General features: G+C 68.4%; 24 protein-coding genes. 23 read left to right on the top strand and 1 reads right to left on the bottom strand.

Going from position 1 to position 19,148, the window contains the following annotated elements:
- The first annotated feature begins 2 nt into the window (after positions 1 to 2).
- The 23 genes from rplR to K5S26_RS12995 all read left to right on the top strand — a co-directional run bounded on the left by rplR (position 3) and on the right by K5S26_RS12995 (position 18,236).
- Entirely contained in the window at positions 3 to 362 is a 360-nt protein-coding gene (gene rplR, locus K5S26_RS13105) for a 50S ribosomal protein L18 (protein WP_221858878.1), read from the top strand.
- Complete coding sequence (gene rpsE, locus K5S26_RS13100; RefSeq protein ID WP_221858876.1) at positions 359 to 1,066, top strand: 30S ribosomal protein S5; 708 nt, start codon at positions 359 to 361, stop codon at positions 1,064 to 1,066. The genes rplR and rpsE overlap by 4 nt, the downstream gene beginning before the upstream one ends.
- Positions 1,066 to 1,251 (top strand): 50S ribosomal protein L30, encoded by a 186-nt coding sequence (gene rpmD, locus K5S26_RS13095; RefSeq protein ID WP_221858874.1) that lies wholly within the window; start codon positions 1,066 to 1,068, stop codon positions 1,249 to 1,251. Before rpsE ends, rpmD begins: the two co-directional genes overlap by 1 nt.
- Complete coding sequence (gene rplO, locus K5S26_RS13090) at positions 1,251 to 1,751, top strand: 50S ribosomal protein L15 (RefSeq protein ID WP_246603972.1); 501 nt, start codon at positions 1,251 to 1,253, stop codon at positions 1,749 to 1,751. Before rpmD ends, rplO begins: the two co-directional genes overlap by 1 nt.
- A 101-nt stretch (positions 1,752 to 1,852) precedes the next feature.
- Positions 1,853 to 3,175, top strand: coding sequence for a preprotein translocase subunit SecY (secY, locus tag K5S26_RS13085; RefSeq protein WP_221858872.1), 1,323 nt, complete (start codon positions 1,853 to 1,855; stop codon positions 3,173 to 3,175).
- The gene (locus K5S26_RS13080) at positions 3,172 to 3,783 is read left to right on the top strand and encodes an adenylate kinase (protein WP_221858870.1); all 612 of its coding nucleotides are present in this window, start codon (positions 3,172 to 3,174) and stop codon (positions 3,781 to 3,783) included. Before secY ends, K5S26_RS13080 begins: the two co-directional genes overlap by 4 nt.
- A 16-nt stretch (positions 3,784 to 3,799) precedes the next feature.
- The gene (gene map / locus K5S26_RS13075; protein ID WP_221858868.1) at positions 3,800 to 4,651 is read left to right on the top strand and encodes a type I methionyl aminopeptidase; all 852 of its coding nucleotides are present in this window, start codon (positions 3,800 to 3,802) and stop codon (positions 4,649 to 4,651) included.
- A gap of 31 nt (positions 4,652 to 4,682) precedes the next feature.
- On the top strand, positions 4,683 to 5,345 hold the full coding sequence (locus tag K5S26_RS13070; protein ID WP_246603971.1) for a DsbA family protein: 663 nt from the start codon (positions 4,683 to 4,685) through the stop codon (positions 5,343 to 5,345).
- Between the two features lie 180 nt (positions 5,346 to 5,525).
- On the top strand, positions 5,526 to 5,747 hold the full coding sequence (gene infA, locus K5S26_RS13065; protein ID WP_055992200.1) for a translation initiation factor IF-1: 222 nt from the start codon (positions 5,526 to 5,528) through the stop codon (positions 5,745 to 5,747).
- Positions 5,748 to 5,808: 61 nt separating this feature from the next.
- Positions 5,809 to 5,925 (top strand): 50S ribosomal protein L36, encoded by a 117-nt coding sequence (gene rpmJ / locus K5S26_RS13060; protein ID WP_005050492.1) that lies wholly within the window; start codon positions 5,809 to 5,811, stop codon positions 5,923 to 5,925.
- Between the two features lie 214 nt (positions 5,926 to 6,139).
- Positions 6,140 to 6,514 (top strand): 30S ribosomal protein S13, encoded by a 375-nt coding sequence (gene rpsM / locus K5S26_RS13055; RefSeq protein WP_135114762.1) that lies wholly within the window; start codon positions 6,140 to 6,142, stop codon positions 6,512 to 6,514.
- 24 nt (positions 6,515 to 6,538) lie between these two features.
- A complete protein-coding gene (rpsK, locus tag K5S26_RS13050) occupies positions 6,539 to 6,937 on the top strand; it encodes a 30S ribosomal protein S11 (protein WP_055992206.1) in 399 nt (132 codons plus the stop codon).
- Between the two features lie 148 nt (positions 6,938 to 7,085).
- Positions 7,086 to 8,075, top strand: coding sequence for a DNA-directed RNA polymerase subunit alpha (locus tag K5S26_RS13045; RefSeq protein WP_135114760.1), 990 nt, complete (start codon positions 7,086 to 7,088; stop codon positions 8,073 to 8,075).
- Positions 8,076 to 8,144: 69 nt separating this feature from the next.
- Positions 8,145 to 8,702: a 50S ribosomal protein L17 gene (gene rplQ / locus K5S26_RS13040; RefSeq protein WP_221858864.1), complete on the top strand. Its 558-nt coding sequence runs from the start codon at positions 8,145 to 8,147 to the stop codon at positions 8,700 to 8,702.
- A gap of 81 nt (positions 8,703 to 8,783) precedes the next feature.
- A complete protein-coding gene (locus tag K5S26_RS13035) occupies positions 8,784 to 9,968 on the top strand; it encodes a MalY/PatB family protein (protein WP_221858862.1) in 1,185 nt (394 codons plus the stop codon).
- A 72-nt stretch (positions 9,969 to 10,040) separates the two neighbouring features.
- Positions 10,041 to 10,505 carry an S-ribosylhomocysteine lyase gene (locus K5S26_RS13030; RefSeq protein WP_221858965.1) on the top strand — a complete coding sequence of 155 codons (465 nt, stop codon included), beginning with the start codon at positions 10,041 to 10,043 and terminating at the stop codon, positions 10,503 to 10,505.
- Positions 10,502 to 11,191, top strand: coding sequence for a 5'-methylthioadenosine/S-adenosylhomocysteine nucleosidase (gene mtnN, locus K5S26_RS13025; protein WP_308122967.1), 690 nt, complete (start codon positions 10,502 to 10,504; stop codon positions 11,189 to 11,191). Before K5S26_RS13030 ends, mtnN begins: the two co-directional genes overlap by 4 nt.
- 152 nt (positions 11,192 to 11,343) lie before the next feature.
- A complete protein-coding gene (locus tag K5S26_RS13020) occupies positions 11,344 to 11,673 on the top strand; it encodes a hypothetical protein (RefSeq protein WP_308122966.1) in 330 nt (109 codons plus the stop codon).
- A 28-nt stretch (positions 11,674 to 11,701) separates the two neighbouring features.
- On the top strand, positions 11,702 to 12,550 hold the full coding sequence (gene truA / locus K5S26_RS13015; RefSeq protein WP_221858860.1) for a tRNA pseudouridine(38-40) synthase TruA: 849 nt from the start codon (positions 11,702 to 11,704) through the stop codon (positions 12,548 to 12,550).
- A gap of 3 nt (positions 12,551 to 12,553) precedes the next feature.
- On the top strand, positions 12,554 to 14,626 hold the full coding sequence (locus K5S26_RS13010) for an acyltransferase family protein (protein ID WP_308122964.1): 2,073 nt from the start codon (positions 12,554 to 12,556) through the stop codon (positions 14,624 to 14,626).
- 81 nt (positions 14,627 to 14,707) lie between these two features.
- Positions 14,708 to 15,853: a polysaccharide pyruvyl transferase family protein gene (locus K5S26_RS13005; protein ID WP_281427277.1), complete on the top strand. Its 1,146-nt coding sequence runs from the start codon at positions 14,708 to 14,710 to the stop codon at positions 15,851 to 15,853.
- Complete coding sequence (locus tag K5S26_RS13000) at positions 15,853 to 16,743, top strand: hypothetical protein (protein ID WP_221858853.1); 891 nt, start codon at positions 15,853 to 15,855, stop codon at positions 16,741 to 16,743. Before K5S26_RS13005 ends, K5S26_RS13000 begins: the two co-directional genes overlap by 1 nt.
- A 5-nt stretch (positions 16,744 to 16,748) precedes the next feature.
- Entirely contained in the window at positions 16,749 to 18,236 is a 1,488-nt protein-coding gene (locus tag K5S26_RS12995; RefSeq protein WP_221858851.1) for a lipopolysaccharide biosynthesis protein, read from the top strand.
- Between the two features lies 1 nt (position 18,237).
- On the opposite strand, the gene K5S26_RS12990 is transcribed toward K5S26_RS12995, so the two are convergent.
- Positions 18,238 to 19,071, bottom strand: coding sequence for a polysaccharide pyruvyl transferase family protein (locus K5S26_RS12990; protein WP_221858842.1), 834 nt, complete (start codon positions 19,069 to 19,071; stop codon positions 18,238 to 18,240).
- Positions 19,072 to 19,148: the final 77 nt, after the last annotated feature.

The raw sequence follows: 19,148 nt of genomic DNA, 5'->3' as shown, positions 1-19,148 counted from the left end.
TCATGGCTGTGAAGTCGAAGTCCGCCGCGCGTTCGCGCCGCCACGCTCGCCTTCGCAAGAAGGTCGTCGGCACCGAGGTCCGTCCTCGTCTCGTCGTGACCCGTTCGGCGCGCCACGTCTTCGTGCAGCTCGTCGACGACAGCAAGGGCCACACCGTGGCCTCTGCCTCGACGCTCGAGAACGACGTGCGCTCGTTCGACGGTGACAAGACCGCGAAGGCCCGCAAGGTCGGCGAGGTCCTCGCCGAGCGTGCCAAGGCCGCCGGTTTCACCGACGTCGTGTTCGACCGCGGCGGCAACCGCTACGCGGGCCGTGTCGCGGCGATCGCCGACGGCGCCCGCGAAGGGGGGCTGAACCTGTGAGTGACAACAAGGAGACCGAAGTGACCACCGAGGCCCCCGAGGCCGGCGCCGAGCAGGCGCAGCCCGAGCAGGCTCAGACCGAGCAGCGCAGCGAGCGCGGCGACCGCCGTGGCGGCCGTGGCGACCGCAACCAGGGCCGTGGCGGTCGTGACCGCAACGACCGTGGCGCGGACAACCAGTTCCTGGAGCGCGTGGTCACCATCAACCGCGTGTCGAAGGTCGTGAAGGGTGGTCGTCGCTTCAGCTTCACCGCCCTCGTGGTCGTCGGCGACGGCAACGGCGTGGTCGGTGTCGGCTACGGCAAGGCCCGCGAGGTGCCCCTGGCCATCTCCAAGGGCGTCGAGGACGCGAAGCGCAACTTCTTCCGCGTCCCGCGCGCCGGCGCCACCATCCCGCACCCCGTGCAGGGTGAGGCCGCCGCCGGTGTCGTGCTGCTTCGTCCGGCGTCCGCCGGTACCGGTGTCATCGCCGGCGGTCCGGTCCGCGCCGTGCTCGAGTGCGCCGGCATCCACGACGTGCTGTCGAAGTCGCTCGGCTCGTCGAACACGATCAACATCGTGCACGCGACCGTCGAGGCCCTGAAGCAGCTCGAGGAGCCCCGTGCGGTCGCCGCGCGTCGCGGCCTCGAGTTCGACCAGGTCGCGCCGGCACGTCTCGTCCGTGCGGAGGCCGAGGCCGCCGCCGCTGCGAAGGTGGGTGCGTGATGGCTGCTCGTCTGAAGGTGACCCAGGTCAAGTCCAAGGTGAGCGAGAAGCAGAACCAGCGCGACACGCTGCGTTCGCTCGGTCTGAAGCGGATCGGCGACTCGGTCGTCCGGCCCGACGACGCCCAGACGCGCGGATACGTCCGCGCCGTCGCTCACCTCGTGAGTGTTGAGGAGATCGACTGATGGCTGAGAAGAAGGCCACGGCCGAGAAGGCCGAGAAGAGCACGGCCGCCGAGACGAAGCGTCCCGGCGTGCTGAAGGTGCACCACCTCCGTCCCGTCCCGGGCGCCAACACCGCCAAGACCCGCGTGGGTCGCGGTGAGGGCTCGAAGGGCAAGACGGCCGGTCGCGGTACGAAGGGCACCAAGGCCCGCTACAGCGTCCGCCCCGGCTTCGAGGGTGGCCAGATGCCGCTGCACATGCGCACGCCGAAGCTGCGCGGCTTCAAGAACCCGTTCCGCGTCGAGTACCAGGTCGTGAACCTGGACAAGCTCGCGGAGCTCTACCCGACGGGTGGCGACGTGACCGTCGCCGACCTCGTCGCCAAGGGTGCGGTCCGCAAGAACGAGAAGGTCAAGGTCCTCGGCAACGGCGAGATCTCCGTGGCCCTGACCGTGACGGTGGACAAGGTCTCCGGCTCGGCCGAGCAGAAGATCGTCGCCGCCGGCGGCAGCGTCAAGTAATCGGCGTCAAGGGCCCGGGAGCGTCGCTCCCGGGCCCTTGCGTTAGCCTGGAGGTCGGTCCTGCCATCGGCGGATCGTCTCAATAACCGGGAGGCACGTCCTTGTTCAGCGCCATCGCGCGTATCTTCCGCACGCCGGATCTGCGGCGGAAGATCGGATTCACGCTCGCGATCATCGCGATCTACCGCTTCGGCGCGCACGTGCCCGCCCCGTTCGTGCACTTCCCGAACGTGCAGGACTGCGTCGACCTGACCTCGGGTACCGACGGGCTGCTGTCGCTCGTCAACCTGTTCTCGGGTGGCGCGCTGCTGCAGCTGTCGATCTTCGCGCTCGGCGTGATGCCGTACATCACCGCGACGATCATCACCCAGCTGCTGCGCGTGGTCATCCCGCACTTCGAGACCCTCCACAAGGAGGGCCAGGCGGGCCAGGCGCGCCTGACGCAGTACACGCGCTACCTCACGATCGCGCTGGCGCTGCTGCAGTCCACGACGCTCGTCACGGTGGCCCGCACCGGCCAGCTGTTCGGCGTCACCGGCATTCCCGAGTGCACCAACCTGCTCGTCAACGACGCGTGGTGGGCGCAGCTGCTGATGATCATCACGATGACCGCCGGCACCGGCCTCATCATGTGGTTCGCCGAGCTCGTCACCGAGCGCGGCATCGGCAACGGCATGTCGCTGCTGATCTTCACCTCGATCGCGGCGACCTTCCCGGCCGCGCTGGGCGCCATCTGGGCTGCCCGCGGCTTCGAGATCTTCCTCCTCGTGCTGGCCGTCGGCATCGTCGTCGTCGCGCTGGTGGTCTTCGTGGAGCAATCGCAGCGTCGCGTGCCCGTCCAGTACGCCAAGCGCATGGTCGGGCGCCGCACCTACGGCGGCACGAACACCTACATCCCGATCAAGGTGAACATGGCCGGCGTCGTGCCCGTCATCTTCGCCTCGTCGCTGCTGTACATCCCGGCGCTCATCGCGCAGTTCTACACCCCTGCCGACGGCACGATGCCGCCCGCATGGGTCACGTGGGTGTCGCAGTATCTGACGACGGGCGACCACCCGCTGTACATGGCGATCTACTTCCTGCTGATCATCGGCTTCACCTACTTCTACGTCGCGATCACGTTCAACCCCGTCGAGGTCGCCGACAACATGAAGAAGTACGGCGGCTTCATCCCGGGCATCCGTGCCGGACGCCCGACGGCCGAGTACCTCGACTACGTGCTCACGCGCATCACGCTGCCCGGTTCGATCTACCTCGGCCTCATCGCCCTGATCCCGCTGATCGCGCTCGCGACGGTGGGCGCCAACCAGAACTTCCCGTTCGGCGGCGCCTCCATCCTGATCATCGTCGGCGTGGGCCTCGAGACCGTGAAGCAGATCGACGCGCAGCTGCAGCAGCGCCACTACGAAGGGCTCCTGAGATGACACAGGACAATGGGTTCTCGGCTCGTCTTCTGATCGTCGGACCGCAGGGCTCCGGCAAGGGCACGCAGGGCGCGCGGATCGCGGAGGCGCTCGGCATCCCGGTGGTGTCGACCGGCGACATCTTCCGCGCCAACATCAAGGAGGGCACCGAGCTCGGCCTGACGGTGAAGGCGATCACCGACGCCGGGGACCTGGTGCCCGACGAGGTGACGAACGCGATCGTGCGCGACCGCCTCGAGCAGCCCGACGCCGCCGAGGGGTTCCTCCTCGACGGATACCCGCGCAACATCGCGCAGGTGGCGCTGCTCGACGACTTCCTGCAGGGCCGCGAGGAGTCGCTCGACGCGGTCATCGAGCTGAACGTGCCCCGCGAGGAGAGCCTCTCGCGGATCGCGCTGCGCGCGCAGGAGCAGGGCCGCTCCGACGACACGGAGCAGGCGATCGCGCACCGTCTCGACATCTACGAGCGCGAGACGGCGCCGATCCTCGCGGTGTACGGCACGCGCGGCATCGTCGACACTATCGACGGCGTGGGCTCGCTCGACGAGATCACCGAGCGCATCGTCGCGGCCCTCGAGGCTCGCGGCCTCGCGCGCGTGCAGGCCTGAGACCGCCGAGCGACGCGTGATCTTCCGCAGGTCGATCTACAAGACCCCCGCGCAGCTGCGCGCGATGGTCGAGCCGGGGCTGATCACCGCCGCCGCGCTCGATGCGGTGCGGCCGTTGATCGTGCCCGGCGCGACCACTCTCGAGATCGACGCCGCTGCCGAGCGTGTGATCGTCGAACGCGGAGCGCACTCCAACTTCCAGCTCGTGCGGGGCTATCGCCACACGATCTGCGCGTCGGTGAACGACGCGGTGGTGCACGGGATCCCCGACGGCGTCCCGCTGCAGCCGGGCGACATCGTGTCGATCGACTGCGGTGCCGAGACCGCGGACGGCTGGAACGGCGACTCGGCGATCACGGTCGTCGTGCCCGACCCCGAGCGTCCGGAGCTCGTCGCGCACCGCGAGGAGCTCTCGCGCGTGACCGAGGGGTCCATGTGGGCGGGGATCGCCGCGCTGGCGACGGCGAAGCGCCTGGGCGAGGTGGGTGCCGCCATCCAGGACTTCATCGAGGCGAACCCGCTGTCGTCCAGCGGCGAGCCCGCCGGCATCCTGCGCGAGTACGTGGGGCACGGCATCGGCCGCAAGATGCACGAGGCGCCCACGATCTTCAACTACCGCACGTCCGACCCCGGCGCCGAGGTGAAGCCCGGGCTGGTCGTGTGCATCGAGCCGATGATGACCGCCGGGTCGGAGGAGACCTTCGTCGAGGACGACGAGTGGACCGTCTCGACCGTTGACGGATCGATGGGCGCTCACTGGGAGCACAGCATCGCGGTGCACGATGATGGGGTGTGGGTGCTCACTGCACCCGACGGCGGCGCCGCGGGCCTCGCGCCGTTCGGCGTGACGCCCACGCCGATCCCCTGAACCACCTCGAAGACACGGAGCGCGCAGCATGATGGCAGGCACGGCAAAGACCAACTGGGTCGCGATCTGGATCTCCGCGGCCGTCGTGGTGCTGCTGGTCGCGGTCGCCGGTCTCGTGGTCTGGATGAACAACCAGGCCACTGCGCCGGCCGAGTCGCCCGCGAGCGCCTCGATCGACGAGGCGACGGGCGCGATCAGCCTCGGCGAAGGGCCCGACGTGCTCGAGACCTACGTCGACTTCATGTGCCCTTACTGCGGGCAGTTCGAGGAGAGCTGGGGCGAGACGATCGCCGAGCAGGTGACCGAGGGGGCCCTCACGCTCAAGGTCTACCCCGTGTCGATCCTCGACCGCGCATCGCAGGGCACCGAGTTCTCGACGCGTGCGGCGAATGCCATGTACTGCGTCGCAGAGGACAACGCGGACGCGGCATATCCGTTCATGGATCTCATGTACGCGAACCAGCCGTCCGAGTCGACTCCCGGACTCACGGACGAGGAGATCATCGCCTACGCAGAACGAGCGGGTGCCGACGGAGCCGCCGACTGCATCGCCGACCGTACGTACGCCGACTTCGTGACGCAGACGACCGACGCGCTGCCCGGCGGCGGGACGCCGGCCGTCTTGCTCAATGGTGAGACGCTGAACTGGCAGCTCACGGCCGAGGAAGAGCTGCTTCCGCGTCTGCAGGGCTGAGCCGAGGGCTCTGGGCGCGTCCGCGTCGGCGCGACACGCCGAGCTTGCCGACACGCCCGGCGTCGCCTAACATAGATCTTTGGTGCTTTGCGCCTGATTTCGGCGTGTCGCCGGACAGGGCATCTCCGCACCGAATCCACTCACCGCAGACCGGCCGGTCTGCACAAGCAAAGCGAGTCTATGGCGAAGAAAGACGGTGTCATCGAGATCGAGGGTGTGATCACCGAGGCGCTGCCCAACGCGATGTTCCGCGTCGAGCTCACCAACGGTCACAAGGTCCTCGCAACGATCTCCGGAAAGATGCGGCAGAACTACATCCGCATCATCCCCGAAGACCGCGTGGTCGTGGAGCTCAGCCCCTACGACCTCACGCGCGGCCGCATCGTCTACCGCTACCGCTGACCGGTCGAGAAGTAACGGCCGCGCCCCTCGGGCACGGTACGAAGACAGCGAAAGAAGAATCATGAAGGTCAACCCCTCCGTCAAGCCGATCTGCGATCACTGCAAGGTGATCCGCCGCCACGGCCGCGTGATGGTCATCTGCAAGAGCAACCCGCGCCACAAGCAGCGCCAGGGCTGATCCCGCGTCTCGACTCGCTTCGCTCGCTCAACGAACAAACCTCTTGTGGATTGGGCGAGGGAGCGAAGCGGCCGAGTCGAAATCCTCACAACTGAACATCTGAATCCGGCAGGATCAGAACCCGCTCCGAGAGATCGGATGCGGGGGACACCTCGGGGCGGAGGCCCGGGCACCGATCCTGCTCCACACCTCCCTCACTCTCAGGAGACATCGCATGGCACGTCTTGCCGGCGTCGACATCCCGCGCGACAAGCGCGTGGTGATCGCACTCACGTACATCTACGGCGTTGGACGCACTCGTTCGAACGAGATCCTCGCCGCCACTGGCATCAGCCCCGAGATCCGGGTCAAGGACCTCAGCGACGACCAGCTCGTCGCGCTCCGCGACCACATCGAGGGCACCTACAAGGTCGAGGGTGATCTGCGTCGCGAGGTCGCCGCCGACATCCGTCGCAAGGTCGAGATCGGCTCTTACGAGGGTCTCCGCCACCGCCGCGGCCTCCCGGTCCGCGGTCAGCGCACCAAGACCAACGCGCGCACGCGCAAGGGTCCGAAGCGCACCGTCGCCGGTAAGAAGAAGGCCCGCTAAGCGCGGAAGGTTTAGGAGATCACAATGGCTGCACCCAAGACCGCTGCGCGCAAGCCGCGCCGCAAGGAGAAGAAGAACATCGCAGTGGGCCAGGCCCACATCAAGTCGACGTTCAACAACACGATCGTCTCGATCACGGACCCGTCGGGCGCCGTCATCAGCTGGACCTCGGCTGGTGGCGTGGGCTTCAAGGGCTCGCGCAAGTCGACGCCGTACGCGGCCGGCATGGCCGCCGAGTCGGCCGCCCGCCAGGCGCAGGAGCACGGCGTCAAGAAGGTCGACGTGTTCGTGAAGGGCCCGGGTTCGGGCCGCGAGACCGCGATCCGCTCGCTGCAGGCCGCCGGCCTCGAGGTCGGTTCGATCCAGGACGTGACGCCGCAGGCGCACAACGGCTGCCGCCCGCCGAAGCGCCGCCGCGTCTGACGCGATCCCGCCGGGGTGCACGGCTTGCGAGCCTGCGCCCCGGCGTCTCGTCGTCCCACGGCCTCGCCCCGGCGTGAGCCGTCGAACAACTCAAGACCTATCCACCGCACGTGTCATATAGCGGGCACGTGATCGAAAGGAACAACCAGTGCTCATTGCACAGCGTCCCACCCTCACCGAGGAGAAGATCTCGGAGTTCCGCAGCCGGTTCGTCGTCGAGCCCCTCGAGCCCGGCTTCGGCTACACCATCGGGAACGCGCTGCGTCGCAGCCTGCTCTCGTCGATCCCCGGCGCGGCGGTCACCAGCATTCGCATCGACGGCGTGCTGCACGAGTTCAGCACCATCCCCGGTGTGAAGGAGGATGTCACCGAGATCATCCTCAACATCAAGCAGCTCGTGGTGTCGAGCGAGCGCGACGAGCCCATCACGGCGTACCTGCGCAAGACGGGCGCCGGCGAGGTCACCGCGGCCGACATCTCGGCCCCGGCCGGTGTCGAGGTGCACAACCCCGAGCTGGTCATCGCGACCCTCAACGACACCGCGAAGTTCGAGCTCGAGCTGACGATCGAGCGTGGCCGTGGCTACGTGTCGGCCGTCCAGAACCGCAACGAGTACGCCGAGGCCGGCCAGATCCCGGTCGACTCGATCTACTCGCCGGTGCTGAAGGTCAGCTACCGCGTCGAGGCGACCCGTGCCGGTGAGCGCACCGACTTCGACAAGCTGGTGCTGGACGTCGAGAGCAAGCCGTCGATCGCTCCGCGCGACGCCGTCGCGTCGGCCGGTCGCACGCTGGTCGAGCTGTTCGGCCTCGCCCGTGAGCTGAACGTCGAGGCCGAGGGCATCGAGATCGGCCCGGCGCCGGTCGAGACCGTGCTCTCGAACGAGCTGTCGATGCCGATCGAGGACCTCGACCTGTCGGTCCGCTCGTACAACTGCCTCAAGCGCGAGGGGATCAACACGGTCTCCGAGCTCGTCGCCCTCTCGGAGACGCAGCTCATGAACATCCGCAACTTCGGACAGAAGTCGGTGGACGAGGTGCGCGACAAGCTCACCTCGCTCGGCCTGTCGCTGAAGGACTCGGTGCCCGGCTTCGACGGCACCGGCTTCTACGGCGGCTACGACGACGAGTCGCTCTGATCCCTGACTTCCTCTCACTGACTTCCGCTCTGCGGATGCCAGCGACCAATTGCACTGGAGTAACAAGAAATGCCTAAGCCCACGAAGGGTCCCCGCCTCGGAGGCGGCCCCGCCCACGAGCGCCTGCTCCTCGCGAACCTCGCCGCGGCGCTGTTCACCCACAAGTCGATCAAGACGACGGAGACCAAGGCCAAGCGCCTGCGTCCGCTCGCCGAGCGACTGATCACGAAGGCGAAGCGCGGCGACCTGCACGCGCGTCGCAGCGTGCTCTCGGTGATCGGCGACAAGGAGGTCGTGCACGTCCTCTTCGCCGAGATCGCGCCGCTCGTCGCGGACCGTGAGGGCGGCTACACCCGCATCACGAAGGTCGGCAACCGCAAGGGCGACAACGCCCCCATGGCCGTGATCGAGCTCGTCCTCGAGCCCGTCACCCCCAAGGCGAAGAAGTCGGCCCCGGCCGCCGAGGCGGCCCCGGTCGTCGAGGAGACCCCCGCCGAGGAGACCCCCGCCGAGGAGGCTCCCGCGGAGGAGACCGTCGAGGTCGTCGAGGAGGCTCCCGCCGAGGAGGCCGCCGCTGACGAGGCTCCCGCGGAGGAGACTCCGGCCGAGGAGACCGACGCGAAGTAAGCGCCGTATGCGAAGAAGGGCCCCGTGTGACGCGGGGCCCTTCTTCGCATGTGCGCCCGGGAACGACAGAAGGAGTCTCAGATGAGCACCCACGATTTCGACGCCATCGCCGAACCCGACCTGAGAGCGGGCGGGAGCATGAAGTGGTCGATGTTCCCCGACACGATCGGCGCGTTCGTCGCCGAGATGGACTTCGGGCTCGCGCCCGCCGTGGGCGAGGCGCTGAAGACGTCGATCGACCGCGGGGCGACGGGGTACCTGCCGCAGCGGCTGGCCGACGACCTGTCGGCCGCCACCGCCGCTTGGTACCGCGACGAGTACGGCTGGGACGTCCCGGCCGGGCGCGTGCATCACGTCCCGGACGTGATCGCGGCGTTCGAGCTGGCGCTCGACAGGTTCACCGAGCCCGGATCCGCCGTCATCGTCCCGACACCCGCGTACATGCCGTTCCTGATGGTGCCTCCCATGCACGGTCGTCGAGTCATCGAGGTGCCCAGCATCGAGGTGGACGGCCGGATGGTCATGGACCTGGACGCCGTCGCCCGCGGGTTCGAGGAGGGCGCGGGGATGGTGGTGCTCTGCAACCCCCACAACCCTCTCGGCACCGTGTCCACGCGGGCCGAGCTGGAGGCCCTGTCTAGCGTCGTCGAGGCGCACGGCGGACGGGTCTTCTCCGACGAGATCCACGCGCCCATCGTCTACGCGCCCGCCAAGCACGTCCCCTACGCGTCGGTGAACGACGCGGCAGCCGGGCACACCATCACGGCGACCTCCGCGTCGAAGGCCTGGAACCTCGCCGGGCTGAAGTGCGCGCAGCTCATCATCTCGAACGACGCGGATGCCGCGGCGTGGGAGGAATTCGGGTTCTGGGCCGGCCACGGCACGGCGACGCCCGGAGTGGTGGCCAACATCGCCGCCTACACGGCCGGGAAGGAATGGCTCGCCGGCGTCGTCGACTATCTCGACGGCAACAGGAGGCTGCTCGCCGAGCTCGTCGCGGAGCAGCTGCCCCAGGCTCGGGTCACCGTCCCGGAGGGCACTTACATCGCCCTGATCGACTTCCGCGCCTACGGCCTCGAGGGCGACCTCGGCGAGTGGTTCCGTGACCACGCGCGCGTCGCGATGACGGACGGGGCCGCCTGTGGTGAGGCCGCGATCGGTCACACCCGTTTCGTCTTCGCGATGCCGCGCCCGCTGCTCCGCGAGGCGGTGCGCCGCATCTCCGAGGCTCTGACCTCCGACGGTCGCGCGCGGCAGCTTCTGTAGCTTTCCGTGCATCGAGGGTCGAAGCCCGGCGAGCGCCGTACGCTTGAATCCGTGACCGACAACAAGCCCCGTATGAACGTCGAGTCGTTCAACCTGGACCACCGCGCCGTCGCCGCACCGTACCTGCGCGTGGCCGACCGGAAGGTGCTGCCGCACGGCGACGTGATCGTGAAGTACGACGTGCGCTTCGCGCAGCCGAACGTCGCGCACCTCGAGATGCCGGTGATCCACTCGCTGGAGCACCTGTTCGCCGAGAAGTCGCGCAACCACTCCGCCCGCGTGATCGACTTCTCGCCGATGGGCTGCCAGACCGGCTTCTACCTGATCCTGCAGGGCGACCACGAGCTCGCGGAGGTCGAGCGCCTCGTGGGAGCGACGCTGCAGGACGTCCTCGACGCGACCGAGGTGCCCGCCGCGAACGAGGTGCAGTGCGGCTGGGGAGCCAACCACACGCTGGAGGGCGCCCAGGAGGCGGCCCGCACCTTCCTCCAGCGTCGCGACGAGTGGGGCCAGGTCTTCGCCGAGGGTCGCGGGTGAGCGCTGTCGCCGTCATCCTGGTCGCGATGGACGAGGAGGCGGCGCCCTTCGTCGCGGTCGCGAGCGAGGTGAGCGATCCGATGACGATCGGCGGCGCCGAGCATCGCGCCGCCGTGGTCGACGGGCGCACGCACGTGCTGGTGCGCACCGGGATCGGCATGGTCAACGGCGCCGCCGCGGCCGCCGGCGCGATCGGGCGGTACGGCGACGACGTGGTGCTGATCAGCGCCGGCTCGGCGGGCGGGCTGGCCGCCGGCGTGAACGTCGGCGACGTGATCGTGGGCGACTCGCTCGTGAACGTCAGCGCGGACGCGCGGGCCTTCGGCTACGAGCTCGGCCAGGTGCCGGGGATGCCCGCCGCCTACGAGGGTGACGGCGAGCTGCGGCAGGCGCTCCTGGGCGCCGCCGGCGACCTCACGGTGCGTGAGGGCGGCATCGGCTCGGGCGAGAGGTTCGTCACGGCGGACCTCGCGCAGGAGCTGCGCGCCGACTTCCCCCGCCTCCTGGCCGTGGACATGGAGTCGGCGGCGATCGCGCAGGTCGCGCACACGCACGGCGCCCGCTTCGTGTCGGTCCGCGGGGTGTCCGACCTGTGCGCGCCCGACGGCACCGAGTTTCTGACGCACGTCGACGACGCCGCCGACCGGTCGGCGCGCCTCGTGCTCGCGGGGCTCGCCGCCGTCTGATCTCTCGTCCACAGCCACGCATTGCGTCGCGAATGGCGGCAGGTCGAATCGAGACCCTCCATGCCCTGCCGCAGTGCCGTAGCGTCATGGCATTCCGGCGATCCAGCTGGGAGAATGGGGCGGTGTTCGTGTCTGCTGAGGTTCTGACGACGGTGATCGCCGCCGTGAGCCTGTGCGTGACGTTCGTCGGCACGATGCTCGGCGCCGGTGGCTGGCTGGTTCATCGGATGGACGCGAAGATCGATGCTGTCGACGACAAGCTCTCTGCTCGTATCGACGGCAACGGACAGGAGATCGCGGCCGTGCGTAGTGATCTGAGCACCGAGATCGCGGCCGTGCGTAGTGATCTGAGCACCGAGATCGCGGCCATGCGTAGTGATCTGCGCGCCGAGATCGCGGGTCTGCGCGGTGAGGTCACCGAGGTGAAGATCGCCGTCGCGCGCATCGAAGGGCCCCGTCCGCACTTCGTCACCTCCCGCTGAGGGGGCGACCCGCGCATAGGCTGGATGCGTGCCCCGCATCCGCCTCGACATCGCCTACGACGGCACCCATTTCCGGGGCTGGGCGCGACAGCCGGGGCTGCGCACCGTACAGGGCGCGCTAGAGGCGGCCCTCGAGCGCGTGGTCGGCTCTGCCGTGCCCCTGACGGTGGCGGGCCGCACCGACGCCGGGGTGCACGCGACGGGCCAGGTCGCGCACGCCGACCTCGACGACGCGCAGTGGGAGCGTGCGACGCAGCGCCGCCGGGACACGTGCCATCCGGACGCGGTCGCGCCGCTCGCGCGAAGGATCACCGGCGTGCTCGGACAGTACGCCGACGTCGCGGTCACACGCACGTCCACAGCCCCGGAGGGCTTCGACGCGCGGTTCTCGGCGAACTGGCGCCGCTACGAGTACCGCATCGCCGACTCGGTGACGGGGTACCACCCGCTTGAGCGGCTGCGCACCACGACGGTGCGCGCCGAGCTGGACGTCGATGCCATGGACGCCGCGGCGCAGAGCCTCATCGGCCTGCACGACTTCGCCGCCTACTGCAAGCCCCGCCCCGAGGCCACGACGATCCGTACCTTGCTCGAGTACGACTGGCACCGCGACGACCGGGGCTTCCTGATCGCCAACGTGCGCGCCGACGCCTTCTGCCATTCGATGGTCCGGGCGCTCGTCGGCGCCTGCGTCGGCGCGGGCGAGGGACGGCTCTCGCCGGACGACGTGGTGGCGATCCGCGACGCGCGCATCCGTACCCATGACGTCAAGGTGCTGGCGGCCCGGGGTCTGACCCTCACCGAGGTCGGCTACCCCGCAGACGACCTGCTCGCGGCGCGCGCGGAGCAGACGCGCAACCGTCGCGCGCTCAGCTGAGTGATGGCCCCAGCCAAAACGAGGAGAAGTATGAACGTAGCCGAGCCTGCTTCCAGCCGATGGTTCGCTCCGCCTCGGCGTGGGGTGCGCCCCGAGATTCAAGCCCTTCGTGCGGTCGCGGTGATGATGGTCGTCCTCTATCACCTCTGGCCGAACCGCCTACCCGGCGGATATGCGGGCGTCGATGTGTTCTTCGTGATCTCCGGCTATCTGATCACGGCGCATCTGTTGCGCGAGGTCGAGCGCACTGGCGGTGTCGCGTTGGCCTCGTTCTGGGCGCGACGTGCCCGGCGGCTGCTGCCCGCATCGTTGCTCGTGGTGGTCGTATCCGCGATCGCGACGTTACTGTTCGTCCCGCGGACGTTCTGGTCCGACTTCTTCCGCCACATGGGCGGTGCCATCTTCTATGTAGAGAACTGGCTGCTCGCGGGAGACGCGGTCGACTACCTGGCTGCCGAGAGCAACGCATCCCCAGTCCAGCACTATTGGTCGCTGTCGGCCGAGGAGCAGTTCTATCTGATCTGGCCCCTCCTGATCGTGGCAGCGCTCTGGATAGCGCGGCGCAGCGGAGCGCAGCGTCGGGCCATCGCATGGGTCTTGGCGACCGTGACGCTCGGTTCCCTTGTCATGTCGATCGTCATGACGTCCGTCCTTCCGAGCGCGGCGTACTTCATCACGCCGACTCGCGCGTGGGAATTCGGCATCGGTGGTCTGCTCGCTCTCGTTCCCGCGGCGGCGTCTCCCACGCTGCGAGCGACAGCCGCGTGGGTCGGGGCCGCGGGGATCGTCGCCACGGCATTCCTCTATGACGGGCAGACACCCTTCCCGGGATGGCACGCGCTGCTGCCCGTGCTCGCGACCGCCGCGGTGATCTGGGCCGGCACGACGAGCGCCCGTGGATCGCTGGCGCATCTCGCTCGTCTGCGCCCGGTGCAGTACCTCGGTGACATCTCCTACTCCCTCTACCTGTGGCACTGGCCGCCGATCGTCGTCCTGCCGTATGTGCTGGGGCGGGACATGACTTTCTGGGAGCTCTGCGGCGTCCTCGCCCTCACCATCGTGTTGGCGGACCTCACTAAGCGTTTCGTCGAGGATCCCGTGCGGTCGGCGGGGGTCCTCACGTCGCGCGCACCCCGGGTGAGTCTGTACGTCGCCGCCGCGGCGATGGTCGTCGCATTGGTCGTGCCGGCGGGCGGCTGGGCCACGGCGCGCGCCGAGAGCGAGGCCGCCGCCGTCGAGGTCGAACGTTTCGACCCGACCGGACAGTGCGTGGGGGCGGACGCCCTGCTCGACCCATCGTGTGAGGGGGCGGCTCCTGTCGCGGCCGATGATCTCGTCCCGGCGGTTTCGGCCCTGAAGGAGGACACCGCGGACGCGTATGAGTGCTACACGCAGACTCCGGAGGACGGCGAGTTGCGGACGTGCTCCTACGGGTCGACGGAACCGGATGCGACACGTGTCGCGCTGGTCGGTGACTCGCACGCCGCCACGCTCATCCCCGCTCTCAAACCGCATCTCGTCGAGCGTGGCTGGCGGCTGGACACCTACGTCGCCAGAGGCTGCACATGGACCGCGGGGCTGGCGGAATCGGACTGCGCCGAGTATCGCGACGGCTTGATCGCGGCCCTGCCCGACTACGACATCGTCCTCACCACCACGTCGCGCAGCGCCGGCGCCGAGACCGAGGATGCGCCGAGCGCTCGAGCGGCGGCGTGGGGCGCGGCGATCGACGCCGGAGTTGAGGTCGTAGCGATCACCGACAACCCCAGGGTCTTGGATGACATGGTCGATTGCGTCGCCGAGCACCCGGATGCCGCGGCAGCGGGTACATCCTGTGTGATGCCGCGGGAGCGCGCCGTCGAGCCGGCCGACCCGATCCTCGCCGCCGCCGAACGGGAACCGCGCGCTGGGGTGGTGCGCATGAACGACGCCTACTGCCGGGACGACGGGTGTCCGATGGTGGCCGGTGGTGTGGTTGTCTACCGCGACGCGCACCACCTGACGGTGACGTATGCACGCTCCGTGGCGGATGTGCTCCTCCAACGTATCGACGCTGCCCTTGCCGCCGAAGGCTGACCGCCGCCGGCGCTCGAGCGGCGCGGCGGGACGCATCGCTCGCCCGCATCGTCTGGACCCGGAGAGTCCACCGGCGGATCTATGCGATGCGGCTGCCCGTGGGGTGGTCATCTACACTGGAGTGCCCGCGGCTGTGCGGCACCCGTGGACGAGAGGAAGCCGACCGCTGTGTTGAACACAAGCGATGCTGTGCGTCTTGCAGAGGTTCGTGATCGGACACTGTCCGCTCTTCGCGAGGCGATCGGTGACGCTCGTGACGTCGCGGTCCTAGACGCTCCCAATCAGCGAAACGTGGGTGATTCCCTAATCTGGCAAGGTGAGCTTGCCTATCTCGAGATGCTGGGTCTGCGGATCCGGTATGTGAGCGACCTCAACGGGTTCGACGCCGCGGACCTTCGGCGACGTCTTCCGCGCAGCGGCGTGGTGTTGTTGCACGGGGGCGGGAACTTCGGCGACCTCTGGATCGGTCACCAGGAGCACCGAGAGACGCTCGCGGCCGAACTTGCCGACTACCGCCTCGTGCAGTTGTCGCAGTCCATCTTCTTCGCGGACGAGGGGCGCGCTGCGATCGCCAATCGGGTAATCGGCGCGCATCCCGACTTCACGCTGCTGCTCCGCGACGGCTTGTCGATGGAGCGGGCGGCAACCATGCTGCCCGATGTGCGGCGCGCGTACTGTCCGGATATGGCGCTCGGCTACGACGCCGCGTTCCCCGCGGGGGGGCGGACCGATGCCGATAAGGTGCTGGTGATCGCCCGCGCCGATCGAGAGTCCGCTTCCGGGCTCCGCGGCATCCCCCAGGACTGGCTTGCGCCTCATCGGCTGCACGTGACCGATTGGGGACAGCACCGCAGCGATCCGCTCGGCTGGCGCCTCGCGCGAACGGTGCTCAAGCTGCAGCGTCGCCTCGTGGCCGCTCGCCGGAGGCTCCCGGTCAAACCGCCGACCCTGCCACAGGCGCTGGTGCAGCGAGCAGTGCGCCTGATCAATGAGTCGAACGTGGACTCTGCCGTCTCGCTGTACTCTTCTGCCCGCGCAGTGGCCGTCGATCGCCTGCATGCCCACGTGCTGGCGATGCTGCTGGGCCTCGGGCATGTGATGCTCGATAACAACTACCGAAAGCTCGGCGCCGTGTTCGACGACTACACGGGTGTCTTCTCGACCGCGAATTATGCGACCGACCTCGACGAGGCCCGGGCACGCCTCTATGAGATCCTGGAGAGCTGATGCTGGCCTTCATCACGAGTCTGCGACATCCCGACAACGCGGCGGATTACCCGCGCATTGAGGCACTTCTTCAGGGGACGCTCGCCTCGATCGCGCAGCAGTCGAGCGACGACTACGTCGTGATCGTCGTGGGGAACCGGGCGCCCTCGTTCCCCCTGCCGCCGCGCACCCACTTCGTCCCCGTCGATTTCGCGCCCCCCGTCGCCGCTCACGGCCCGCACGCCGACCGCAGCGGCTTCGTGCATGACAAGGGCACGAAGATCGGCATTGGATTGGTTGCTGCTCGCGCTCATCAGCCGTCGCACGTGATGATCTTCGACGCTGACGACTTCCTTCACCGCGACGTCGTGCTCTTCGTGGGGCGGAACCCGGCCGCACGCGGCTGGGCGATCGACAAGGGATGGATCTACTCGCGTTCCCGCAACGGATACCGCCGTCAGGACGGTTTCAATCGAACGTGCGGCACTTCCTACATCCTGCCCTTCGACGCTTACGGCGTTCCGGAGGATCTCTCTACATCCGCTACCCAGCAGGAACTGGTGGATGGCTTCGGTGAAGTTCTGCCCAACATCATGGGCGCGCACCGCAACGCGGTGCAGTGGCATCTCGATCGCGGTCGTGTGCTGGAGCGTCTGCCGTTTCGCGCCGCCGTCTACCACGTCGACACGGGCGAGAACCATTCTGGCAAGGCGTTGCCAGGGATCGTGCGTCCGTGGAACCGCCGACTGGGCGACCTGTTTGCTATTCGACCAACCCGCGGTCCGCTCGCGACGCTCTGGGCGGCGATCGGGCCCCGTGCGCTCGCCCAGTCGGCCGTGAGCTTCGGGCGACGCGTCGTCAAGGGAGTGAGCGCCCGGGCCAAGCGGTTAACGTCCGCGGCGCGGGGCTGAGCGGTATGACCACGGATGGCGGCGGCCCCGGGGATCTGCGCGGCAATGTCGCCCGCTCGCTTGGTTGGGTCTTCGCCGAACGGTGGGGATCTCGCCTCCTTCAGCTGCTCGTGTTCGCGGTGCTCACCCGACTCATCGCCGCAGAGAATTTCGGCCTGATCTCACTCGCCACCTCCATCGTGGCCGTGCTGCGTGTCATGGTCGACGCCGGCTTCTCGAAGTCGCTGATCCAACTCAAAGAGCTCAAGCCGAAGGATGCCTCGACGGCGTTCTGGACATCCATGGCGCTCGCCGCTGTCGTGTACACCGCTCTCTACTTTCTGGCGCCGGTGTTCGCCGGGTGGTTGGGAACGCCCGAGCTGACCGACGTGCTGCGCATCCTCGGTCTGACCTTGCCGCTGAGTGCGCTGTCACAGACTCCCGCCGCCATCCTCGAGCGGACGTTCGATTTCAAGATCTTGTCGGTGCGACAGCTGATCGCCGCGACCGCAGGCGCCCTGGCGGCGATTCCTGTCGCACTGCTCGGCTTCGGCGTCTGGGCGCTCGTTACGCAGACCCTCGGCGTGGCCCTTGTGTCGGTTGTCGTGCTGTGGGCGACGACGACCTGGCGCCCGAAGTTCGAGTTCTCGCTTGAATCGCTCCGGCGCATCTGGCCGATCGGCCTCAGCATCATGGGGACAGAGCTGCTCGACGCGATCCAGGGCAACATGGACAAGCTCGTGATCGGCGCCGTTTTCGACGCCGAGATCCTCGGGTACTACTACGTGGCGCAGCGTCTTGGCACCATCCTGATGGAGCTCGTGACGACGGTCATCTCCCGCGTGTCGTTGACGACGTTCTCGCGCGTGCAGGATGACCTGCCTCGGCTGAACCGCATCTTCCGGCAACTGACGTTCGCTGCGGGGGCGATCGGGGTTCCGGTCTTCGCCCTGACCGCCGTCCTGGCGCCGCAGATCGTTCCTACCGTGTTCGGTCCGGGGTGGGAGGCTTCGATCCCGATCCTGTGGGGTCTGGCCGGTGGTTGGGCACTGGCCGCCGTCATGTACTTCGATCGCACGGTGCTGCTCGCCCGAGGGAAGGCGAAGTCGGCGTTCTGGCTCTCTGCTCTGCAGAACGTCGTGGGTGTGGTGCTGATCTTCGCCCTGCTGCCGCTCGGCATCGCCGGGGTGGTCATCTCGCGGTGGGCGCGTGTGTTCGTCTGGCCGGTGCGTCTATGGGTGCTGCGTCGGGCGGTCGATCTCGATGTGAGGCGTTACCTACTGCAGATCGGCCGCGCCGTTGTGGCGATTGTTCCTGCGGCCGTCGCCATCGCTCTGCTCCAGCTCACCGGCTGGGCGCAGGGACCCTGGGCGCCGCTGACGTTCGCGGTGCCGCTGGGGATCCTGTCGCTCGCGTCGTATGCGGCCCTTGTGTGGAGGGTTGCCGGCGAGGAGAACCGCGCTGTCCTTCGTCCGCTTGTCGGCGGGGTCATCCGCCGTTTGCGCAGGCGCTGACCTACCGCCAGAGGTCGTAAGGGAAGGCGGCGAGGAGCGCGTCGCCGTCCCACTGAGGCGGCTGTTCGCCGCCGAGGTCGATCGCCTCGTCGATCGTGGCCGCCATGCGCACGCCGTCGCGACCGGTGCCGCGGTAGTAGTCGAAGTACTTGTGCATCGGTTCGGTCATCGGCGGCAACAGGCGCGCGGGAATGCCGAAGGACTCGGCGATCACGATGCCGTGCAGCGAGGTGGCGACCACGAAGTCGCATCGCGCGATCCGGCCGATCACCTCGTGGACGTCGCCCTGGGGGCTGATTGCGCGTGGGTCGTCGGCGTAGTGCTTCCAATCGTGCAGGTTCGGTATGACGCCGACCTCCTGCCGTCGGCCTTCGGCCACATAGTGCTCGCGCGGCCAGAAGCGTCCCCAGAGCAGACCAGGATCGCCATAGATCTCAGGAACGCTCATGCCCGCCTCGCTGAGCACCCGTCGAGTGACAGGGCCTCGCACGGCGCGCACGTCGAGACGCAGGTTTCTCTCGATGCCACGTTTCTTGCCGTTGACGCCGGAGCCCCAGACCACGTCGCCGGGCTTCGCGAAGTGAAGGATGGAGCCCACCGTCAGGAGCCGGCGGTCATCCTCGGTCGCCTCGTCGACGCCGGCATCGGCGAGGAGGCGCTCGACGAGCATGGGCCCGAGCAAGTCGCCGAAGTTGTTCACCGGCTTCTTGAACGGAAGCCGGCGTCCGATCGGGCCGGAGAAGACCGGCTTCTCAGGATTCCAGTGGACGACCTCCACAGCCATGTCGGGCTCCCTTCGCTTGTGTCCATCCCACCACATGCTGGCGTGCGCCAACGGCGCGATGCGGTCGGGGTGCGCGGGGCGCCGTAGGCTTGACGGCGGGCGCCGACGCGAGGTGCTTCGAGAGGTGG

The organism is Microbacterium marinilacus (assembly GCF_019753765.1).
In the GTDB taxonomy this organism is placed as follows: Bacteria; Actinomycetota; Actinomycetes; order Actinomycetales; family Microbacteriaceae; genus Microbacterium; species Microbacterium marinilacus.
The sequence above is the reverse complement of the archived record's forward strand: the minus strand, read 5'-3'. Positions and strand labels throughout refer to the sequence as shown.

What these genes read in the sequence shown, in the direction of transcription:
- rplR (WP_221858878.1), top strand. Translation starts at nt 3, where the DNA reads ATGGCTGTGAAGTCGAAGTCCGCCGCGCGTTCGCGCCGCCACGCTCGC.
- rpmD (WP_221858874.1), top strand. Translation starts at nt 1,066, where the DNA reads ATGGCTGCTCGTCTGAAGGTGACCCAGGTCAAGTCCAAGGTGAGCGAG.
- rplO (WP_246603972.1), top strand. Translation starts at nt 1,251, where the DNA reads ATGGCTGAGAAGAAGGCCACGGCCGAGAAGGCCGAGAAGAGCACGGCC.
- K5S26_RS13080 (WP_221858870.1), top strand. Translation starts at nt 3,172, where the DNA reads ATGACACAGGACAATGGGTTCTCGGCTCGTCTTCTGATCGTCGGACCG.
- K5S26_RS13070 (WP_246603971.1), top strand. Translation starts at nt 4,683, where the DNA reads ATGGCAGGCACGGCAAAGACCAACTGGGTCGCGATCTGGATCTCCGCG.
- infA (WP_055992200.1), top strand. Translation starts at nt 5,526, where the DNA reads ATGGCGAAGAAAGACGGTGTCATCGAGATCGAGGGTGTGATCACCGAG.
- rpmJ (WP_005050492.1), top strand. Translation starts at nt 5,809, where the DNA reads ATGAAGGTCAACCCCTCCGTCAAGCCGATCTGCGATCACTGCAAGGTG.
- rpsM (WP_135114762.1), top strand. Translation starts at nt 6,140, where the DNA reads ATGGCACGTCTTGCCGGCGTCGACATCCCGCGCGACAAGCGCGTGGTG.
- rpsK (WP_055992206.1), top strand. Translation starts at nt 6,539, where the DNA reads ATGGCTGCACCCAAGACCGCTGCGCGCAAGCCGCGCCGCAAGGAGAAG.
- rplQ (WP_221858864.1), top strand. Translation starts at nt 8,145, where the DNA reads ATGCCTAAGCCCACGAAGGGTCCCCGCCTCGGAGGCGGCCCCGCCCAC.
- K5S26_RS13035 (WP_221858862.1), top strand. Translation starts at nt 8,784, where the DNA reads ATGAGCACCCACGATTTCGACGCCATCGCCGAACCCGACCTGAGAGCG.
- K5S26_RS13030 (WP_221858965.1), top strand. Translation starts at nt 10,041, where the DNA reads ATGAACGTCGAGTCGTTCAACCTGGACCACCGCGCCGTCGCCGCACCG.
- K5S26_RS13010 (WP_308122964.1), top strand. Translation starts at nt 12,554, where the DNA reads ATGGCCCCAGCCAAAACGAGGAGAAGTATGAACGTAGCCGAGCCTGCT.
- K5S26_RS13005 (WP_281427277.1), top strand. Translation starts at nt 14,708, where the DNA reads ATGCGATGCGGCTGCCCGTGGGGTGGTCATCTACACTGGAGTGCCCGC.
- K5S26_RS13000 (WP_221858853.1), top strand. Translation starts at nt 15,853, where the DNA reads ATGCTGGCCTTCATCACGAGTCTGCGACATCCCGACAACGCGGCGGAT.
- K5S26_RS12995 (WP_221858851.1), top strand. Translation starts at nt 16,749, where the DNA reads ATGACCACGGATGGCGGCGGCCCCGGGGATCTGCGCGGCAATGTCGCC.